We start from the raw sequence: 19,149 nt of genomic DNA on the forward strand, positions 1-19,149 counted from the left end.
AGCGGTATCACCGCATAGCCGGCACCTTCGATGGTCCAGTCGGGACCCTGGAGTTGAGCACCGATGCGTTGATCGCCGCGGACGCGTGTGACCCACGCGAGGGGCCACACTGAATGATATCCTGCCGGCGGTAGTCCTTTGGGGGAGTTGCGGCAAAAAACGGCGCCATCTCCGCGGCAGGTTGTCCGGGGCCGTGAGCCCACCCATGTAGGCCGATTCCACCAGCGGAATCCTCTGGATGCCCACGCCGGGGCTGCCCGCCTTGTTGTACAATTTCCACACCAGGTCACGAATATTTGTCCGGCAACTGCGGACGATCTCCTTGAGACCTGAAGGTCGCGCCACCCGTTTAGTCCGTGACGACCTTCAGGCCGGCGGCTGGCTCTGTCGTTCGGCCGGTTCACTTATGCCCCCTGGACGGCGTGCCGACGGTAAGTGTTACGGCTGCACCCTTGAGGCCGGGTGCCTCGGCCCAGAGGGAGATCGTGCCGGGTTTCGTGCCCGCCTTTACGACGGCCAGGCAGCGGCCGCGGTAGGTTTTGCGCCGAGGCTGCTGGAAGCTCTCTATGCTCCTTGGGTCGCCATTGCCGACGCCGATGATCTTCCCCGGTCCTGAAAGGCGGAATTGGACCAATGGGTCGGCGTTAGGGTCTGGGATGCCGTTCGCATCGAGGATCTCGACCGTCACAAACGACAAGTCCTGTCCGTGGGCGCTGAGGTTCTTCCGGTCGGCGGTCAACCGTATGGAAGCCGGCTTCCCGGCGGTTCGCAACACCCATCGGCCGACCTCTTTGCCCCCGGCATCCAGGGCTGCTGCCACGAGTTCACCCGGATCGTAGGGCACGTCCCAGGTCGCCGTGAACCGTGTCCCGCGATCGGTCGGCTTCTCACCCACTACTCGACCGTTGACGGTGAGTCGAACAGTGGGGGCATAGGAATAGATGTGCACCCTGACCGGCTGCCCTTCGAGGCCGGGCCACGTCCAGGATGGGCGTTCATCGATCCAGCCCCAGTTCCAGCCGCCCACAGATGAAGTCTTCCCGTTCCCGTTTATTGCCTCTACGAAGCACGAGACGATGTCGCCGGTGTTCCAGACCGCGTTTCGATAGTACCCGGCCGGCATTCTGAAACCGGACAGGTCGAAGTCGCCGCAATTGGCGGTGACGAAGGGGCGGGTTTCAACATGGCCGACAGGGTAAGAAATGGGGTCCGCGTGGCCCAGGCCGGCCTCACCGATGTAGTCGAACGCGGTCCATACGAAATCCCCGATCACCCAGGGGTGGTCAACCACCGGCATCCACGCATCGAAACAAGCGGAGGGGAAAGACTCCGTTCCAAGCATGACCCGCTGCGGGTGTGCCTCGTGATCGGGAAGGTAGTTGCCTGGCATGTAGTTATAACCGCATACATCCAGATTGGCGAAGACGCCAAGGTCTTTCGAATCACCCGCAAACGCCGCCTGCGTCACCTGTCGCGTCGGATCGAGTTGGCGAACGCGCGCGGCCAACTCGCCGCCGATTTTAGCCGCCTCGGGCGTAGGCTGCCCGGGAATCTCGTTGCCGATGCTCCAGAACACCACGCTCGGGTGGTTCCGGTCGCGCAGGACCATGCTGTCAAGGTCTTTCTGCCACCAGTCCTTGAACAAGAGCGAGTAGTCGTGGTCGTTCTTGCCGATATTCCAGCAGTCGAACGCCTCGTCCATTACGAGCATCCCGAGGCGGTCGCACGCTTCGAGGAGGGCCGGAGACGGCGGGTTGTGGCTGGTGCGGATCGCATTGTAGCCGGCTGCTTTGAGCAATTCGACCTTGCGTTCTTCGGCCCTGTCGTACGAACGTGAACCCAGGCAGCCGTTGTCGTGATGAATGCATCCACCGCGGATCTTCAATGTCTTGCCATTGAGCACGAAGCCTTTGACGGCGTCCACGGAAATTGAACGGAGGCCGAAAGGCGTTCGAACTTCATCGACTGCTTTGCCATCGACCTTCACCGTGCTGACCAGGGTGTAAAGCGTCGGTTGGTCCGGCGACCATAGCGCGGGCTTGTTGACTGTCATTTCCTGCGCAAACTCGCGTTCGCCCCCGGCCGGTACCTCGAGGCTGTCGCGCACACGGTTCAGCTCGTTCTCCGAACGCTCGATGCGTGTTTCCAATGTCACCTTGCATGTGGAGTCTCCGTCGTTTCTGATCGTCGTCCGCACCCGCAGAAGGGCTTTTCCGGGACCGACCTCAGGCGTGGTAACATAGACGCCCCATTGGCCAACGTGTACGGCGTCCGTGACGATCAACCAGACGTGACGGTAGATGCCGGACCCGGAGTACCACCGGCTGGTCTTGCCGCTGGAATCGGCTTTGACGGAAAGGACGTTGGTCTCGCTGCCGAACCGCGCGAAAGGCGTCAGGTCGAAGCTGAAACTGGTGTAGCCGTAGGGGTGGCCGCCAAGCCTGTGCCCGTTGAACCACACTTCGGAGTTCATATAGACGCCGTCGAACGTGATACCGATCGAACGGCCCTTGTCCCTGGCGGGAAGCCGGAATGTCTTGCGGTACCAGCCGATTCCACCCTCGGTATGGCCCTGCGCCGCTCCGTTGGGACTGTCCAGGTCGAAGGGGCCGCTCCTGCAAATGAGAGGGGCGGCCTCATAGATACCCGCGTCGGCCTGGCCGTTGTAATCGCGAACGGCGATTACATCCGTTCCATCGCATTTCAACACGCCGGCCGGCACACGGTAACGGCGGTGCTTTTCCCATGCGGTCGTGTACTCGGGCGGAAGAGCACCCATACCGCCGACCTTGGTTCCATTGACGAAGGTCTCGTCCACGTCATCTACTTTTCCGATGAGCAGCAGGACCTCTTTCCCGCGCAGATCCGCTGAGACGTCGATCCGGCGGCGGTACCAGCCGTACGCGTTTTCCGCCTTGATGTCGATCTCGCTCCAATGTCCTGGGAGACGCACCTTGCGCCAACCGGAGTCGTCGAAGCCAGCGTCCTTCCAGGCCGGGTCGTCTCCCTCGTGGAATCGCCATTCGCCGGGGACGGCGGACACGGCAGGCAAGCCCGCGTCCGGGGAAGCGGGCAGGTCTTCGATGCTCCAGTCGTGCGGCAGATCGAGCGTCCGCCAACCCGAATCATCGAACTTGGCTTCCGATGCGCCGGACGAGTCTCCCTTCATGAAGCGCCATCCGCTGTCGAACAGCTCGTGCCGGCGGGATGCCGGCGCGGCGAGACCGGTCGCACCGGCAGCACCCAGGAGCATTACGGTCATGAACCCGACCAATAAGTGTGGACTATGCATCGTGTCTTTCTGCGCCGGCGAGGCGGCGGGGAGGTTGCCCCGCCGGCGGTTGGCCGGCGGGGCGTTCGGTCACTTCACTTCGGCCCAGAGGACTCGCTTCTCGCCGTCACGCGTCCACACGCAGCCCTTTACCGTAACGTCACGGTCCTTCAGTGCGGCATCGGTCGCGCCGGCAACGGCCTGCGTTCCCACTTTGACGCTGGCGCCATCGGCCGACACGGTGTAGGCCTTCGGTTCGACGGCGGTCACCTTGCCCTTGAAGGCAACGAGGACGCCTTCGGCCTGCCGGGCCACCTGGCCCAGCGGGTAATCGTGGTAACCGGTCGTCGTCGAGACGGTTGCGGTTTCAACGCTCGAGTACGGTGTTTCGTTGTGTTGAGGCGAGATGTCACGCATCTTGAACTCGTAGCGATAGGTGCCGTCCGGCACCGGCGCCGACTGCCAGGTCGCGGTGTGTATCCAGCCGCTGTCCGGTCCATTGCCGCTCACGCAGTGGAAGTAGTACTCGACCGGATCCGGCTCGATCCTGGGGCTGTCATTCTCGCCCGTGACCGACATGGCCTTCATCGAGATAGTGTTCGTCAGAGTCGAATAGGGGAGTGTTCGCCATTCGCCAACCTTGTACCGGGCGGGTGGTGTATCATCGCGAGCGACCGCCGATTTGCCGGACGATGCCTTGCCGACCGTACCCCAAGCGTTGCGCGCCTGGACTCTGTATGCATGGGTGGAGCCTGCGGCGAGTCCCGAGTCCGTCCACGTACGGCTCGATTGCCAGCCACTCGTGTGGCCGTCGTCACGAGTGAACTGGTATTCGACGGCACCGGCGGAGGCGGGAGCCTTTCTGGCGGTCATACGGATCGACGTTCCGCTGATTCCGCGCGGTTCGCTTTCAAACGCGCCATCCGGCACGGCGGGCTTCGGGATCGTGACCTTGACGGGTGCCGATAGCGGGGTCTCGTTGCCCGATCCATCGCGCACCTTGCATGCGTAGGAATATGTCTGGCCCGGCGTCAGGACGCAGTCCGTGAAGCGGGTGCTGCTGGTCCATCCGCTGTTGTGGCCTCCGCCGCCCGTGCAGACGAACGCGTACTCGACTCCTTTGGCGTCCTTTCCTGGCCTGGGCGCGGACATTACGACGGCATCGGCGCCGGCCACGGTTGGCTTCAGCAGGAAGCCGGGCGTCGAGAGCTTACGAGTTGCCGTCACTACAGGTGCTACCGGCGAGGCGTTGCGATCCGGCAGAAGGGCTGCGGCCGCGGCAATCACGCCGTCGCCCTGCGGCTGCACGTAAACGCGGAAATCCGAGACCAGGCCGCTGAAGTACTGACCCTCGGGACCACGACCGAGGAAGGTGTTGTCTTTCCCATTCAGCACGTTGGGACCGAGGACCATGTCCGGATTGTGCGTCAGCGCGTTGTTGGTCGCAACCGGGTTGCCGTCGACATACAACGTTCCGGTGTCGCCTTTGAGAGTGACGGCAACGTGAGTCCAGGTCCCGGGCTGCAACGGGCCCGGCGCATCCAGTGACTGCTCGCCGCCCACTCCATTTGTGCTGATCACAAATCTAAGTTTGCCGGTGTCGGGATCCTTCGGCGTCAGATATGCGTATTTCCCGGCGCCGTCGCCGAGGTAGAGAAGGCGCTGATCCGCTGCGCCGCCCGCCCATTTCACCCAGACGGCGATGGTCGTGTCGGTGAAGTCCGCCACGTCGCGTTTCAGTTCGACGTACTGGTCCTTGCCATTGAGTTGAAGCGCGCCGGGTAGCGCCTTTTCCGCGAGCGCGACTGACTTCGGTGCGCCCATCAGGTATCCGTGCATCACGCCGAACTTGTCGAGCGCGTAGATCGGACTTTGCCTGGCGAATGTGAAGTCGCAGTAGAGCCCCCCTGTGTCGGGCTGAGCGTCCGCGTAGGCTTGATCGGCCCCCCAGACCCAGCACATGAGCACCTGCTTGGAGATGGGGACGCCGTTGGCGCAGTCGCCTTCCTTAATGGCATAGCCACTGGTTTTCGCGCCGCCGTAGTCCGGGACATTCCCTTTGATGGTGCCGTGTCCTGTCAGTTCGCCGCGATCGAGCAGGAAAGCGTGTTCCAAGGCACGGCCGTACTCGGAGACGGTCCACCTTCCCTGCACCGTCGCCCAGTCGCGTACCCTGCCGTGACCGGATACCTGTGCGTTGTCTCTCACCAGCGCGTAGCCGCTGACGATGGCGTCGTCCTTGACCACCGCGTTGCCCATTACTACCGCTCTGTCCTCTATCCGGGCGTTGCCGAGGACCTGCGCCTGGCCAAGGACCATCGCGTCCGGCCCGACGTAAGCTGTGGCGTCCACTTTGGCGGTATCGGCAACGAAGCCGCCGCCGTTCGAGTGAGGTTTGCCCGTCACGCCCGCCGGCCTGGCGGGTTTTGTCTCATAGGGGCCGGCCTTCGTGTTCAGGAATTCAATCTCGTAGGCCTGCGGCTGGAGTGGCAGATCGGAGATGAGGGGGTGCGAAAATCCTTCAAAACCCATGAAATCGGGAGTGGCCGCGACCGCCAAAAAGAGCTGGTTCTCGTCGGCCGCAAGTGTGATCGAGTTGACGCCGCCGTTCCACATCGTGCTGTAGCGGGATTCGCCGGCGTCGTTCACCGCCACGAACGTCGCCCGCCAGTCCGAACCGCGGGTCGCATCCCAGAGCGGTTTGAAGTTGATTGATACCTTGTACCCGCCGCCTTCCTTGCCATTCAAAGCGATGGGGACGACGTTGTAGCCGCCCTGCATCGGAGCTTCGGAGAACGGGACGCGGTACCACGTGGTGTCGCCTTGTCTCCGGGTCAGTTCGGTATAGGCCCGCCGGTACATCTCCATGAAGGGGTCCATCGTGCGCGCGCTTTGTTTCTGGAAGAACGGTTGACGGCGGTAGTCCCACATCACGTTGTGGGCCGCCGTCCCGCCGATGGCGTCCTTGATGGCGTTGTACGGGTCCGGTGACCCGGAGGTGTCCAGGCGGACCATGGCGTCGAAGATATACTCGCCGCCCCTGGCCTTGTTGCCGTTGGCCTGGGTCCACAGTCTGTTGATGAACGGGTAGCCGTACCGGGGGTCTTCGGCGAGGTATTCGTAGATCTGCCAGGCATCGTAATAGTTGCGCCCGTGCGGCATCGAAAGGTATGGCTGTACGCCAACGCCGCCGGGACCGGAGTAGGCGTTCAGGAACTGGAGTTGCAGCCAGTTGGCTGTCGCCTCGTGCCACATCCCGTCGTACGGCGTGTCGTTGAAGCCGCCCGCGTTGATGAGGGTTGTGTGGCCATATTCGTGCGGTGTGGCCCCGGACGGCGGATCGAAAGCAAGATATGTTGGCGGCAGAGCGAAGATCGGCAGGCCCCAATCGTCGTTCGATCCCCACGCGCCACCGGCCCAGATGCCCGTATTGTTCATATACAGGTTCGCCCGGTAGAACTTGCCGTCCCGAGTTTTCGGCTGGCTTGACTCTCCCGGGGCGTGGAAGCCGATGCCCAGCGGTTCGGGGTCGTGGTATCGGTGCCATACGTGCTCGAGCATCTGCAGGTTGCCCTGGGCGAGCTGCTCCGTCACTGCGCCGAAGTCGGCGTTTTCGTCCTTGTTCGCCGCGGCGCCCTGCCCCCAGCCGATGCGGAAGTGGTCCGACCGTCGGAAGTTGATCTTCGGGTCGTCACTCTTGAATTGCCGCTCGTTGTCCAGCCATGGGGCGCCGGCCGCCGGTGCGCCTCCGGCGGGGCCGATGGATAAACAGGCGAGCACAGCCAGCGCCTCCAGCGAAACGTTCATTATCCTCATCGATCTCCTGCTCATCCTTTCTTGGGAGCTCAAGCTCACAGTCAATGTCACGAATCTCAGCCTCGTTGACGCCCTGTGCGGGAAGGATCCCGATTTGCCGGCTCGGCGGAGAGTTTGTTCGCCAGGTATGCTTCAAGTTGCCTGCGCTCCACGTCGGTCAGCGCGGCCTTGTAAAGATACACGTCGCCGATGTCACCGTTGAACGCCGTCCAGGCATCAGGCGCGTTGCGCCCGATCGTGATGCTGTCGGCGTACGGGCCGGCAACTCCCGGCACGAGCGAGGTCATGGGACTGGGCGCGGTGTTCGACATTATCTCCGTGCCGTTTGCGTACGCCTTGTACGTTCCGTCCGGCTGTACGATGAGGCTCAGGATCGTGATCTGGCCGCTTGGGATGGCTGCGCTGCTGTCATCCGTGCTCCCGTTGCGCCGGACACACACCAGTCCTGAATCGTTGCGTATGCCGAGGATCAGCCGGTCATAGAAAACATCCACTATGGAAGTCCACCCCGCCGCCGCGCCGTTGCGAATCGGCTTCGCGACCACAACGATGCTTGCGCCGTTGCATGCTATCGGCGAAGTGTACTTGCCTACGGTGAAGCCGTCGCCCTCTTCAAAGCGCATCGAGGCGTACTTGTGGCCGTCGATGGCATCGACCGTTGGCGCCCCGATCGGGGCGAGCGTTTGGCCGGCGGGAACGTCTACCGGCCACGAGGCAGCGCCGCCTGAGGACAGCGAATCGCCGCGGCACGCGAAGAGTAAATCGTCGGTTCGCGGCACGCTTCCCGCACCGCCCGGCCCTTTGAACGTCACGGCGATTGTGTGAGGCGATTTCACATTGAGAAAGCCATGTGTGGCGCTTGCACCCACGTCCTCGCCGTCAACCTTCACATTCAGGATCGAGTATCCGGGGATCGGGGCGAAAGTGAAGGTCGTGCTCGCGTTGTACTTCACGGGCACCACGCCGTCGGGGGAGATCGTTCCTCCGTAGCCGGCGGTCGCTTTGATGGTGACCGAAAAGGCCGCCGAAATAGTGTGGTTGGCCCTGACGTCGGTGAACGTCACGCCAGACCGCCGGCCCATCGGCGCCCCGTCAACGGTCACGTCGACAAGGTTCTCACGGTTCCCCACAATCCTGAACGCCGTCGATTGACCCTGCAAAGCCTTGACGGTTCCAGTGGGACTCAGGGTGCCTCCCCCGGTTGACGTGGCGGTGATTGTATAGGCCGGCGCCTTTCTGCTGAACGTTGCCGCTATGGTGTGGTCCGCGTAGACCGGATCAAACGTGTAATCCCTTAGGGAGCCCTCCGATACGCCGTCAACTCTCACATCCCGAATGAAGTACCCCGCTTTTGGTCGGATGTTGTAGAGGGCGGTCGTGCGCGGCAGAAGCACGCTCGTTCCAGATGGGCTGATGGTTCCACCCGGTCCGGATGAAGCGGTGATTTTGCAGCGTTTGGTCACGTCGTCAACGTAAAATGGCGCGGCCGGAAGGCCCTCCCTGTTGTAGAGATTGCAGCCCAACGGGTTCTGCCAGAAAGCGTACGACACTTTGCGCGGAGCGGTAACGGACGGTGAGGAAACGACCACTGTGTTGCCGGCGATGCCCGCTGTGGCCGGATACCACACGCCGTCCGCCCCTGCGATCACAAACCGGTTCAACGGGCCGCCGGGGGTTTCCTGAGTCGCTCTGTATGGGGGTTTGGAGCCGACAATCAACCCGCCTCCCGCGTCTCGGAACGAGCAGACAACCGTTGACCCGGACACAGCGACCGACTTGATGACGGGCCCGCTCGTGACCAGCGAGGCGCGCCCGTAGTCGTTCTTCAGCGCCCAGAGCGCCAGGCGGTCGCCGACGTCCATTTTGTCTTTCGGATGCCAATCGTCCGATTCGCCGATGTCGATGGCCGACGCCATCCCTGCGTGAGGAAGCGCCATCGCGTTGGTCTGCTGGAGCCGTGTATCGGCGTCCCAACCGCCCAACGGCGTCGTCTCCGGCGTACTGCCCGGCGGAAGCGACCCCCAGTTGGCGATCATCACGTAGTAGAAGGCGAAGTCGTCCATGCCCCAGAGGCGCTTCCAGCCCTGGACGAGCGCCTTCATCTTCAGGAAATAGCTGTCGGCGGATTGCTTCGTGACCTCGGTGTTCTCGCCCTGATACCAGATCGCGCCCTTGATGCCGTAGGGCGCCAAGGGGTAGATCATGCCGTTGAAGAGGGAGAAAGGGCCCCACGGCAAAACCTTCTGGCTGTACAGGGGACTCAGCACCGGGATGTCCGTCACGCCTTCGGGGGCAAGCCAGACATCGATGCGTGTGCCGCCAACGGTTGACACCAGAAGCCCGATCGGAACACCGGCTTTCTGATCCTCGTAGATTCTCCGGGCGAAGTAGAAAGCGGTGGCTGAGAAGCCGCTGGCGGCGGCCGGTGTGCACACGGTCCAGTGTCCCCGAATGGTCTTCAGCGGAACCCCGGATGACACCAGTGGCACATTGAACTGCCGGATGCCCGGGTAGTCCGCCCCGGCGATGTCGGTAGGCCGGTTGCACCCGCCAAGCCGCATGTCCATATTGGACTGCCCGCTGCAAAGCCAGACGTCGCCGACCAGGACGTCGTCGATGATGATGGAGTTCGTCCCGGCAACAGTGAGGCGACGCCCCTTCGGGTTCGCTCGCATCGCCGCAAGGTTCACTTGCCACGTGCCCTGGGCGTCGGCCGATGCCGAAACCGACCTGCCGTTGAAGGACACGGTGATGCGCTCGCCTGGTGACGCGGTCCCGTAGACCGGGACGGGCTTGCCGCGCTGCAGGACCATATGATCGCTGAACAGGGTGGACAGGGTGACCTCCGCTCTCGCGGCGGCTGCCGCCAGGAACAAGGCTGTCGCTGTCCGGAGAAATGCGCCGTATTTCACGGATATCTGCCTCCTACGTTATCTGCTCCGTCCATTTTCCGCAGAATAGTGAACGAATGTGCTGCCGGCATATCTGTAGACGCCTGTCATATCAAGGGCCCGGGCGCGGCGCCGGACGCATCTGTTCGGATACATAGTTGCGCTCGATTCCCGCCGGCGGAGCACGCCGAGTCGGGTATTCGCTCTATGGCGCGGGAGCGACGCGGTACAATCCCGCGCCGTGCATCGGTAGTATCGGCGTGAATTCGCCGGCGAAGGCCCCGAGGTCTTTTCGCTGCCATAGATCACGGATGCGGCACGGCTTCCGGAAGCCCAGGTCCGCCAGTTTCACCCCGACTTTCGGGTCAGGACGTTCCTCGGCCGCGGTGGCCGACGTGATCACGAAGAAGCGCACCGTGGAACCGAGCTTCTGGGAGACGCCGGACTGGTCCAGGCCGGCCCGGGCCGTAAACCGGGTGTATCCGCTCGGGAGTTCGTAATCAATCACGGAATTCGAGTGCGTCCCGATGCCGTAGGAAACGGGCGCGCCGTTGATGACCAGGGGATTGCCGTCGACACCCCTGTTGATGCCCACCTTGCCCCATCCGGCCGTCGCGCGTCGCCACTTGAGTTCGGTGAGTCTGAGTTCACCGGCGGGGCCGATGAGCCTGGGTTCGGCCCAATCCGCGTGGTCGCAAGCGAAGCCGTCTCCGCCATCGTCAACGACGAGAGTCAGGCGTTTGGCGCCCGTAATGTCCACGCTGACGTCGATGGCCTGGCCGGGGGTATTCGCGGTGACAAGTCCGCTGCGGAACGCCGCGCGGGACGTATCGACCGGAGTCGATCCAGGGTCAAAGGCGTTGAAAAGCGCCACGTATTTGTCACGTGAGCCAGGGACATCCGCCACCCATACGATTTGGTCCTGCTTCCGGGACAACTGCCGGGCGTTTTGGCCGCGTTGGTTTACCGCCAGCGCTTCAGGATTCGTGATGAGACCCATCGTGAACGCGTCGGTCTCGGGCAGGTTGCCGCCAAACATCAACGGGCATCGCGCGATGCACCATAGAGTCACCAGCGTTCGCTGCTCGTCCCGGCTGAGAGCGGACATTGAGTCCGCCCTTCCGGTTGGCGGCCCATACTTCCGCAGGCGGCCTAGGGGCAGCATATCGGGGTCCGGCCAATGCCCCGGCCCCGTCACCTTATCCCAGCGGTGGCAAACCTCGAATGCGTGCTTGAGGCCCGGCCAATCGTCCCAGAGGTCGCCCAGGAGGCGCCACATATTCGCGTTGGCCGACACGTGCTTCGCGGCCTCGATCGGCGTCTCGCCCGGCGAAGTGCTGAACACGATGTGGCGCTTGCTGCGGTCGATCGCTTTGCGGTATCCGGCGATCTCCGCCTCGTGGTACGGGTAACTCAGATCGTCCACCTTGACCAGATCGACGCCCCACTGAGCGTACAACTCGAAGATCGAATCCAGGTACTCCTGCCCCGCCGGGTTCTCCGTGTTGATCCCGTACATGTGGTTCAGCCAGCCGCACGTGCTTTTCGTGTCGGCGGCGTCACTCGCGTGCGCGCCGGAGTGAAAAACCGGAACGTTTGCGGCGACGGCCTGGCGGGGGATCCCGCGCATCAAATGGATACCGAATTTCAGTCCTTTCGAATGGACATACGCGGCGAGCGCTCTGAACCCCTTGCCGCCCCTCGCGGTTGGAAACCTCGCCTCGTCTGGCAGAAGCCGGCCATAGCGGTCCATATTGAGCCTCGGCTGGAAGGCGGCGTCCTGCTGCGGAGCGAAGCCGGGACCCACGGGAGGCGCTGACCAAACGTAGTCCACTATCACGTACTTCCACCCGTACTTCTTGAGGCGGGAGGCCATGAAGTCGGCGTTGTCCCGGACCTGCTGCTCGGTGACGCCATAGCTGAAGCAGTCATAGCTGTTCCAGCCCATTGGCGGCGTCGGCGCCCATTGATGGAAATGCGATGGCCCTTTGCCCGTTTGGCCGCTCGCCGTCACCGCTGAAACGATGAAATACGCCGTGCACACGGCCGCTGCCCGCAACTTCATGTATTGCTCCTGCTCGCTTCGGGCCGTCTTACCGCCGCCTTCGCCGCGACGGCGCCGATTCTTTCGATGGTGATCCTGCATGCCGGCCTTGCCGGGATGTCCAGCACTACGGTGGTCGCGCCGGCCGCCGCAATTCGAATCGGCCGGCGTGATCGTCCAACGCTCACCGCATACCGGCCCGGCGGGAGACCCGAAACGTTCAGTACTGTTTGATGCGCCGGCCCCGATCTGTTCTCCAGGCTGAACGCCAGGCGTCGCGGCGCACCATCCGCTGCCCGCGCGAGCCGAACAGTTACGAAGCCGTCCTGCTCCAATTCCATGTGCACCGCAGGCTTCAAAGTTTGAAAGTACACGCGTTGCCGCAGGCCATCCATCGGGATTACCTTCACGCCGTCAGGAGTGCGGGTCACGCTGCCGCCATAGGCGAAAAGGCCGAAGACGGGATCGTTTACCACGATGGTCGCCGCGGTACGGAGGGCGCCCATGAAGCCGTGGTCGATTTCGCCATCATACCCCCATGCGCCTCTTCCCTGCGGAAGGCCGTACCAGGGCTTGGCCACTTTCAGCGGTTCATACGCCCACGCCGCAGCACCGTCGTTCTTTTCGCCGGGAAACCAGTAGCCGTAGTTCGACTTCGCGTCGCCGGCGTTGACGAGCGCCCACGAACTGAGGTACGACGCGTAACCGAGGGCGATGTGGTCCTCGGGCGTCGGTGAGTAGTTCAGGGCGTAGTCCAGGACGGCCCAGCCACCCATTTGCGCCATGTAACTCAGCAGATAATGCGCGTTACCGCCGCCCCGAATGTCGCTCCCCATCAGATAGTACGCAGGCTCAAGCCACCCTCGATCGGCGATGTTCGCGGACATCTGTTTGCCCAGGAACGCCTCGAAATCCGACTTCTCCACTTTGGGGTGGGAGTACCACTGGCCGGAATTGTGGTCCTTCCAGAGTTTGGTGTCCGGCTTCAATTCGTGCGTAACGCCATACTTCGCCAGCATATGCGAGGTCTCATACGCCGTCGAGTCAAAGGGATACTCCGATCCGTAAGGATAAGGGTTGTCGTAGACGAAGTACTTGACCTTCTTCTCGAGTTCCCGTTTCAGCCAGTACGCGTCCGCTGCCCGTCCTTCGCGATAGAGGTCATCGATGAGTTCCGGCAGGCAGACCTCGTTGTACTCGCCGGTCATGTACGTCCAGTCCGGGTAGCCGCCCCACCACGCCTTGATGGAGTAGGGGACAACGAAGAACGCCTTGGCCGTACCGAAAGCGCGGTCCAGGTAGCCCTGCGCGTCCAGGTATTGCGTCATTCCGGGGTAGCGTTTGGCGATCTTGTACATGGCATGGTACAAGGTGAACATCGCGGGGTAGTCGAAGGATCGCCAGAGGTGCTCCTGTCCATTGCCGCCCGAGCCGAATCCGTCGGCGCTGGTCCGATTGACGTGCCAGTTGTCGATGCCGTATATCCCGAATGGATACGGGGTCTCCGTCTCCTTGCGCTGAAGCCCGCCCCATACGAAGTGCTGCAAGTGGTACTCGATGGCATCGATTTCCGATTGAACGGGAAACGACAAGTTCTTCAATGCAAGGTAGGGCGCCTTACAGTTGCTGGGGTCATCGGAGCCGCCGACCATATACGCGCGCAGCCCGCCGGTGTCGTCCGGGCTGCGGAGCACTCCCGATCTCATATCCCATAATGAAAAGAGTCCGTCGTACCACTTGCCGGTGCCTCGAATCAGTTGCTTACGGACCATGAAATCGGCCCGTTTCCTGATGAGGGTCTCCAGGGGCTGCGTGCTGAAGAACTCCAGATACAAGCGGGCGCCATCTCCGTAGTTCACGGTCAGTCGATTCTCGCCGAGCCGCCGGAACCATATGCGATAAACGCGAGTGTCGGGACCCGAGGTCTTGACCAACCGGACCGTCGTCTCGTCCGGGAATTCGGCCTCAACCGACAGGATGCGTTGTCGGGTCTTTAGAGAAAACATCGCCGGCATGCCTTGTGGTATGACCATACCGGGAGCCGTCCGAACGTCGATCAGTCCTTCGCGCACCAGGGCCTGTCTGACACCCGCATAGTCCTTCGCCCAGGTGAATCTGAAGGAGTACGTTACGGTGTCGCCGGCGCTGCCCGCGGCCGCCAGGGTCTTGCTGGAGATGGGCTGGCGCCACGTGCCGCCGGCGTCAGTCTCATTAGCCTGAACCAGGGCATGTATGTAAGCGGTGTAAATGCGATGGCGATCGTGCTGATACTCGCGATCGGTGTAGTACTCGAGGTGCGTACCGGCGGCCGGAGTCATCACCAGGTACGGGCCAACGCCGCTCGGCCGCTGGCAGTAGATGAAGGAGCCGTCTCCCGAGATGAAACTGTGCCGGATAACGCTCTTGTTGAACGTGGCCGCCGACTCGCCGCTGTAGTCGGTCGCGAACGGGAGGGGAGTTCCCAGATCGCCGATCTCGATGGGTGTTGAGGACCCGTTCGCGATGGTAATCGTCCACACCAACGCGTCGCCTTCCAGCGCATAACCTTCATGGATCGCGAGCGGACCGGGCACCGTGCCCGAGGACGCGTACGCCACAGTGACGCGTTCCGGGGCGTCCTGCGTCGTCGTCCTTATGGCGGCCTGGGAGGACGATTCCCATTGTGTCCAGGCGTCACCGGCTCGCCGAAATCTCATCACAATTTGGCCGATGGCCCTGCCATCCCACACGTAATTCGTGTCGATGCGATCGTCGGTCCGCTTGAGCGAAGTAATGCCGCCGGCATCGCTGCCGATGATGACGTGGAACAACGGGTTGGCCAGGGTGATATCCATTGCGCTGGCGTTCAGCGAAGCCATCATCAATGGCACGGTCGCCGCGATAGAGGTGCTGCGTTTCATAGTGTGCGGACTCCTGAAAGCCTTTCACCCGCGCGGGGAGCGTGCATCCGTGGGCTTCGCCCGGCGATATCAGGCAGTCGGCACGCCTACCGGCGGCGTTTTCGGCGAGGCGGCGCGCGCCTTCCCACTCGCGCCATCCCGGGAAGCGCATTCATGGTCCGTTCCAGCGGCGATCCGCTCAGGCCCTGCCCCGAGCATTTGGCCCGAGCCGTTTACAGGTTCCGTGGGGCCAGCCAAAACAGGCTTTCTGGGCTTGCCGATGACGATACAACCCACCGGCTCCTTCACCACGAAAACGCCGAGCACGGTCTCGTCCGGTGACGTCAACAACCATGCGTGTTTCGCCCAAGTTGCCTGGCTTACGACCGAGCCCGGCATGACGAGCCCGTAACTCTCGCGCTTTCCCTCGAGGTTCAGCCAGAAACGTTCGTACGGGGTATCCGAATTGTTGATGAACAGGACCTGGGACGCAGGGGAATCCACGTCCATCGCGTGTATCCGGCCCTCGGCTTCTTCGGGAAGCCACCGGATTCCGGCAACTTCCACTGTCCCCGCCGGCCCATGCTGCAGGTCGCCTGCCCCCATCCGCGGGAGATTCTTGCTGTTGAAGAACAGGTTGAGCATCTCGTAGCGCAGGCTGCAGAGTTTCTGCGTGCCCTGGGCGCCCGGAAGGTGCTCGAACTGGATAAGTCCGGCAGCCTGCAGCTGCTGGATGTGCTTGGTCGTGGCGGACTGGGAGATGCCCATCATCTCGCTGAGTGCGCTCACGTTCCTGGGGGCTTCCGCAAGCGCGCGGAGGATTGCCACGCGCGTTTCGGAGGCAAGTGCCTTGAACACTTCCACAGCATCGACGCTGTTCAGTTTTAGCCGGCGCAGTCTCACGGTATTCGCTCCTTGGATGAACTGGTCACTTCTCTTGCGTCAGAACTCCGAGTGTGCGGTCCGCTGGATGATCTCGTCCTGCAGGCTGCGGCTCAGGTCGCAAAAATAGTCGCTGTAGCCGGCCACCCGCACGATGAGATCGCGGTGCTCCTCAGGGTGCTCCTGCGCCTCGCGCAGTGCCTCCCCGCTCACGACATTGAACTGGACGTGGTGGCCGCCCAGACGGAAATAGGTTCGAATCAGTTGCAGCATCCGCTCGATGCCCGCCTCGCCGTCCAGCACCTGCGGCGTGAATTTCTGGTTGAGGAGCGTTCCACCCGTCAACCTGTGGTCCATCTTGGCCGCCGACTTCAATACCGCGGTTGGGCCGCACCGGTCCGCTCCCTGCACCGGTGAGATCCCCTCCGATACCGGCGCCCACGCGACCCGTCCGTCCGGCGTAGCGCCGGTGACGGCGCCGAAGTATACGTGGCAGGTCGTGGGCAGCATATCGATGTGATACTCACCGCCCCGCGTGTTCGGCCTGCCCTCCACGGCATTGTAGAACCGCGCGAAAGCGTTGCGCATCAGCGCGTCCGGGGCGTCCAGGTCGTTGCCGTACTTGGGACATCGGTTCACAAGCGTTTGGCGTAGCGATTCAAGCCCCTCGAAGTTCGCATCCAGCGCGGCGACCATCTGCGGCAGCGCGATATGTTTGCCCTGAAACACGTGCGCGTCGATCGCCGCCAGCGAGTCGGTGAGCGTGCCGATGCCGACGCCCTGGATATAGGATGTATTGTACCGGGCGCCGCCCTCGTTGTAGTCCTTCCCGTTCGCGATGCAGTCGTCGATGAGGATGGAGAGGAACGGGGCCGGCGCGTACGAAGCGTACATACGCTCAATGATCTGGCTGCCGGCGACCTTCACATCCACAAAATGGCGTACCTGACGGTCCCACGCCTCCATGACGTCGCTGATGCCCGTGAACCCGGCGGGGTCTCCCGTCTGGGGCCCCAATTGATCGCCCGTGCGGGCGTCCCGTCCGTTGTGGAGCGCCAGGTCCAGCAATTTGACGAGGTTGAAGTAGCCGGTGAGGATGTACGCTTCCTTGCCAAACGCGCCGGCTTCGACACAACCACTCGTTCCGCCCTCGCGGGCGTCTTCGAGCCTCTTGCCCTGCCGCAGAAGCTCATCGACCACCGCGTCGGCGTTGAATACCGAGGGGAACCCGTATCCCTTCCGAATCACGCGGCAGGCCGCGCGGAGGAACTCATTCGGCGTTCGCTGCGAAATCTGGACGTTGTTGCTCGGCTGAAGGAGGTGCATATCGTCGATGACTTCAAGCATCAGGAGCGATAGATCGTTGGAACCGTCCTCCCCGTTTCGCGTCAGGCCGCCGAGATTGATGTTGGCGAAGTCGGTGTATGTACCGCTTTCCGCCGCGGTCACTCCGACCTTCGGCGGCGCCGGATGATTGTTGAACTTGACCCAAAGGCAGCCCAGCAATTCGCGGGCGGTTTCGGTGTCGAGGGTCCCGTCGCTCAATCCGCGTTCGTAGAACGGCCAAAGATGCTGGTCCAGGTGGCCGGGGTTGAACGAGTCCCAGCCGTTCAGCTCCGTGATAACGCCCAGGTGACAGAACCAGTACATCTGGATGGCTTCCTGGAAATCCCGGGGGGCGTGGGCCGGGACGTTGCTGCAAACTGCGGCGATGCGTTCCAGTTCGGCCTTTCGGGCGGGATCCGTCTCTTCGGCGGCCTTTGCCAGCGCGAGATCGGCGTGCCTCTGCGCGAACAGAATCGTCGCGTCCGCGGCGATATCCATGGCCGTCAGTTGTTCATGGCGATGATGGGCGGTGGGGTCGGCGTGGTAGTCCAACCGCTCGATGGCTTCGGCGATATCCCGCTTGAAGTCGAGCAGTCCTTTGCGGTACATCTTGCCGTCCGCCACGGTATGGCCAGGCGCCCGTTGTTCCATAAACTCCGTGAAAATGCCTGCTTCGTAGGCGCGTTTCCATTCATCGGGAAGGGCCTCGAAGATGCGGTCCCTCATGGAGCGTCCGCGCCAGTAGGGGATGACGGTCTCCTCGTAGGCGCTGCGGCATTCCGCGGGGACGGCGTAGCTTGTCTTCTCACGGGTGTTGAGGATATCCAGGTCCTCGATCGTGTGGCAGGTCAATTCGGGGTAAGTGGGCGTGATTTTCGGTGCAGGGCCGCGTTCGCCGACGATCAGCTCCCCGTCGCCAATGTACACCGTCTTGTGGGCACAGAGATGGTGGTATGCCATGGCCCGCAGCACGGGAACGGAGTGTTTCCCCTCGTGCTCACGGTAGAACTCGGTCATCAGAACGGCGCGTTCGGACGATACCGACGGCATCTCCTCCAGGCTATGGTTCCGAAGTCGTAATACCCGCTCCGTCATCTGTATCATCCTCCCAGGCTCGCCGCTGCGCCCAACTCGAACATGCGTTCCACGATCTCGTGCACCCGCGCGTCCTCCGGCGGCTTCGTCAGACCCATCGGATCCGTCCTGCCCGACCGGATATATTTGTGCGACCCGATCGCGTGATATGGCAGTACCTGAATCGGTGGCCGATAGGCCAGGGAGTCGATGAGCCGGACTACCGCCTCGATATTTCCGCTGTCATCGTTCACGCCCGGTATCAGCGGCATCCGCAGCCAAACGGTGCTGCCGTGCGAGCACAGCCATTTCAGGTTGGCCAGTATAATCTCGTTGGGCACGCCGGTGAATCTCCGGTGGAGTTCCGAGTCGACAATCTTGATGTCATATAGAAACAGGTCCGTCCAGGCCGCAACCTTATGTAATACGCTGCGTTTGGCGTGCCCGCAGGTGTCTACACACGTGTGAATCCCGCTCTGCCTGCAGCCTTGCAGACACGCCAGAAGGAAACCCGGCTGTGCCAGCGGTTCGCCGCCGGAAAAGGTGACGCCGCCCCCTGATTCTTCGTGAAAATCACGGTCCCGCTTCACTTCTTCCAGAACATCGGCAACCGTCATCTGCTGCCCCAGCAAGGTTCGACCCGCCATTGGACACGCCTCGACGCATTCGCCGCAGCGCTCGCAAAGGTCCCAATCGGTGACGGAAACTCCTCCCTCCAGACGCACCGCCCCGTGCTCACACGCCGCCATGCACCCTCCGCACCCGATACAGCGGTTCGAGAGCACGGCCAACTCCGGCTCGCCGGCCTGGCTTTCCGGGTTGTGGCACCAGTCGCAATGGAGCGGGCAGCCTTTCAGGAAGACCGTCGTGCGAATACCCGGGCCATCGTGCAGCGAAAAGCGCTGCACGTTGAAGACGGTTCCCGCATGCGTCACTTCGCTGTTCAGGGTTGTCGGCAATCCTGAG

8 protein-coding genes are annotated in these 19,149 nt (G+C 62.6%); all 8 read right to left on the minus strand.

Annotation, left to right across the window (positions count from 1 at the left end; translation table 11 throughout):
- Positions 1–400: 400 nt before the first annotated feature.
- On the minus strand, positions 401–3,292 hold the full coding sequence (locus VGM51_17950) for a glycoside hydrolase family 2 TIM barrel-domain containing protein (GenBank protein HEY3414920.1): 2,892 nt from the start codon (positions 3,290–3,292) through the stop codon (positions 401–403).
- 69 nt (positions 3,293–3,361) lie between these two features.
- Complete coding sequence (locus tag VGM51_17955; GenBank protein HEY3414921.1) at positions 3,362–7,078, minus strand: DUF6055 domain-containing protein; 3,717 nt, start codon at positions 7,076–7,078, stop codon at positions 3,362–3,364.
- A gap of 65 nt (positions 7,079–7,143) precedes the next feature.
- The gene (locus tag VGM51_17960; GenBank protein ID HEY3414922.1) at positions 7,144–9,999 is read right to left on the minus strand and encodes a sialate O-acetylesterase; all 2,856 of its coding nucleotides are present in this window, start codon (positions 9,997–9,999) and stop codon (positions 7,144–7,146) included.
- Between the two features lie 184 nt (positions 10,000–10,183).
- Entirely contained in the window at positions 10,184–12,043 is a 1,860-nt protein-coding gene (locus VGM51_17965; GenBank protein HEY3414923.1) for an NPCBM/NEW2 domain-containing protein, read from the minus strand.
- A complete protein-coding gene (locus tag VGM51_17970; GenBank protein ID HEY3414924.1) occupies positions 12,040–14,922 on the minus strand; it encodes a DUF5695 domain-containing protein in 2,883 nt (960 codons plus the stop codon). Before VGM51_17970 ends, VGM51_17965 begins: the two co-directional genes overlap by 4 nt.
- A gap of 69 nt (positions 14,923–14,991) precedes the next feature.
- Positions 14,992–15,804: a metalloregulator ArsR/SmtB family transcription factor gene (locus VGM51_17975; protein ID HEY3414925.1), complete on the minus strand. Its 813-nt coding sequence runs from the start codon at positions 15,802–15,804 to the stop codon at positions 14,992–14,994.
- 39 nt (positions 15,805–15,843) lie between these two features.
- The gene (gene hypD, locus VGM51_17980) at positions 15,844–18,204 is read right to left on the minus strand and encodes a trans-4-hydroxy-L-proline dehydratase (protein ID HEY3414926.1); all 2,361 of its coding nucleotides are present in this window, start codon (positions 18,202–18,204) and stop codon (positions 15,844–15,846) included.
- Between the two features lie 5 nt (positions 18,205–18,209).
- Positions 18,210–19,142 carry a glycyl-radical enzyme activating protein gene (locus VGM51_17985; protein HEY3414927.1) on the minus strand — a complete coding sequence of 311 codons (933 nt, stop codon included), beginning with the start codon at positions 19,140–19,142 and terminating at the stop codon, positions 18,210–18,212.
- Positions 19,143–19,149 lie beyond the last annotated feature (7 nt).

It is taken from the genome of Armatimonadota bacterium, assembly GCA_036504095.1.
Lineage (GTDB): Bacteria > Armatimonadota > DTGP01 > JAKQQT01 > JAKQQT01 > DASXUL01.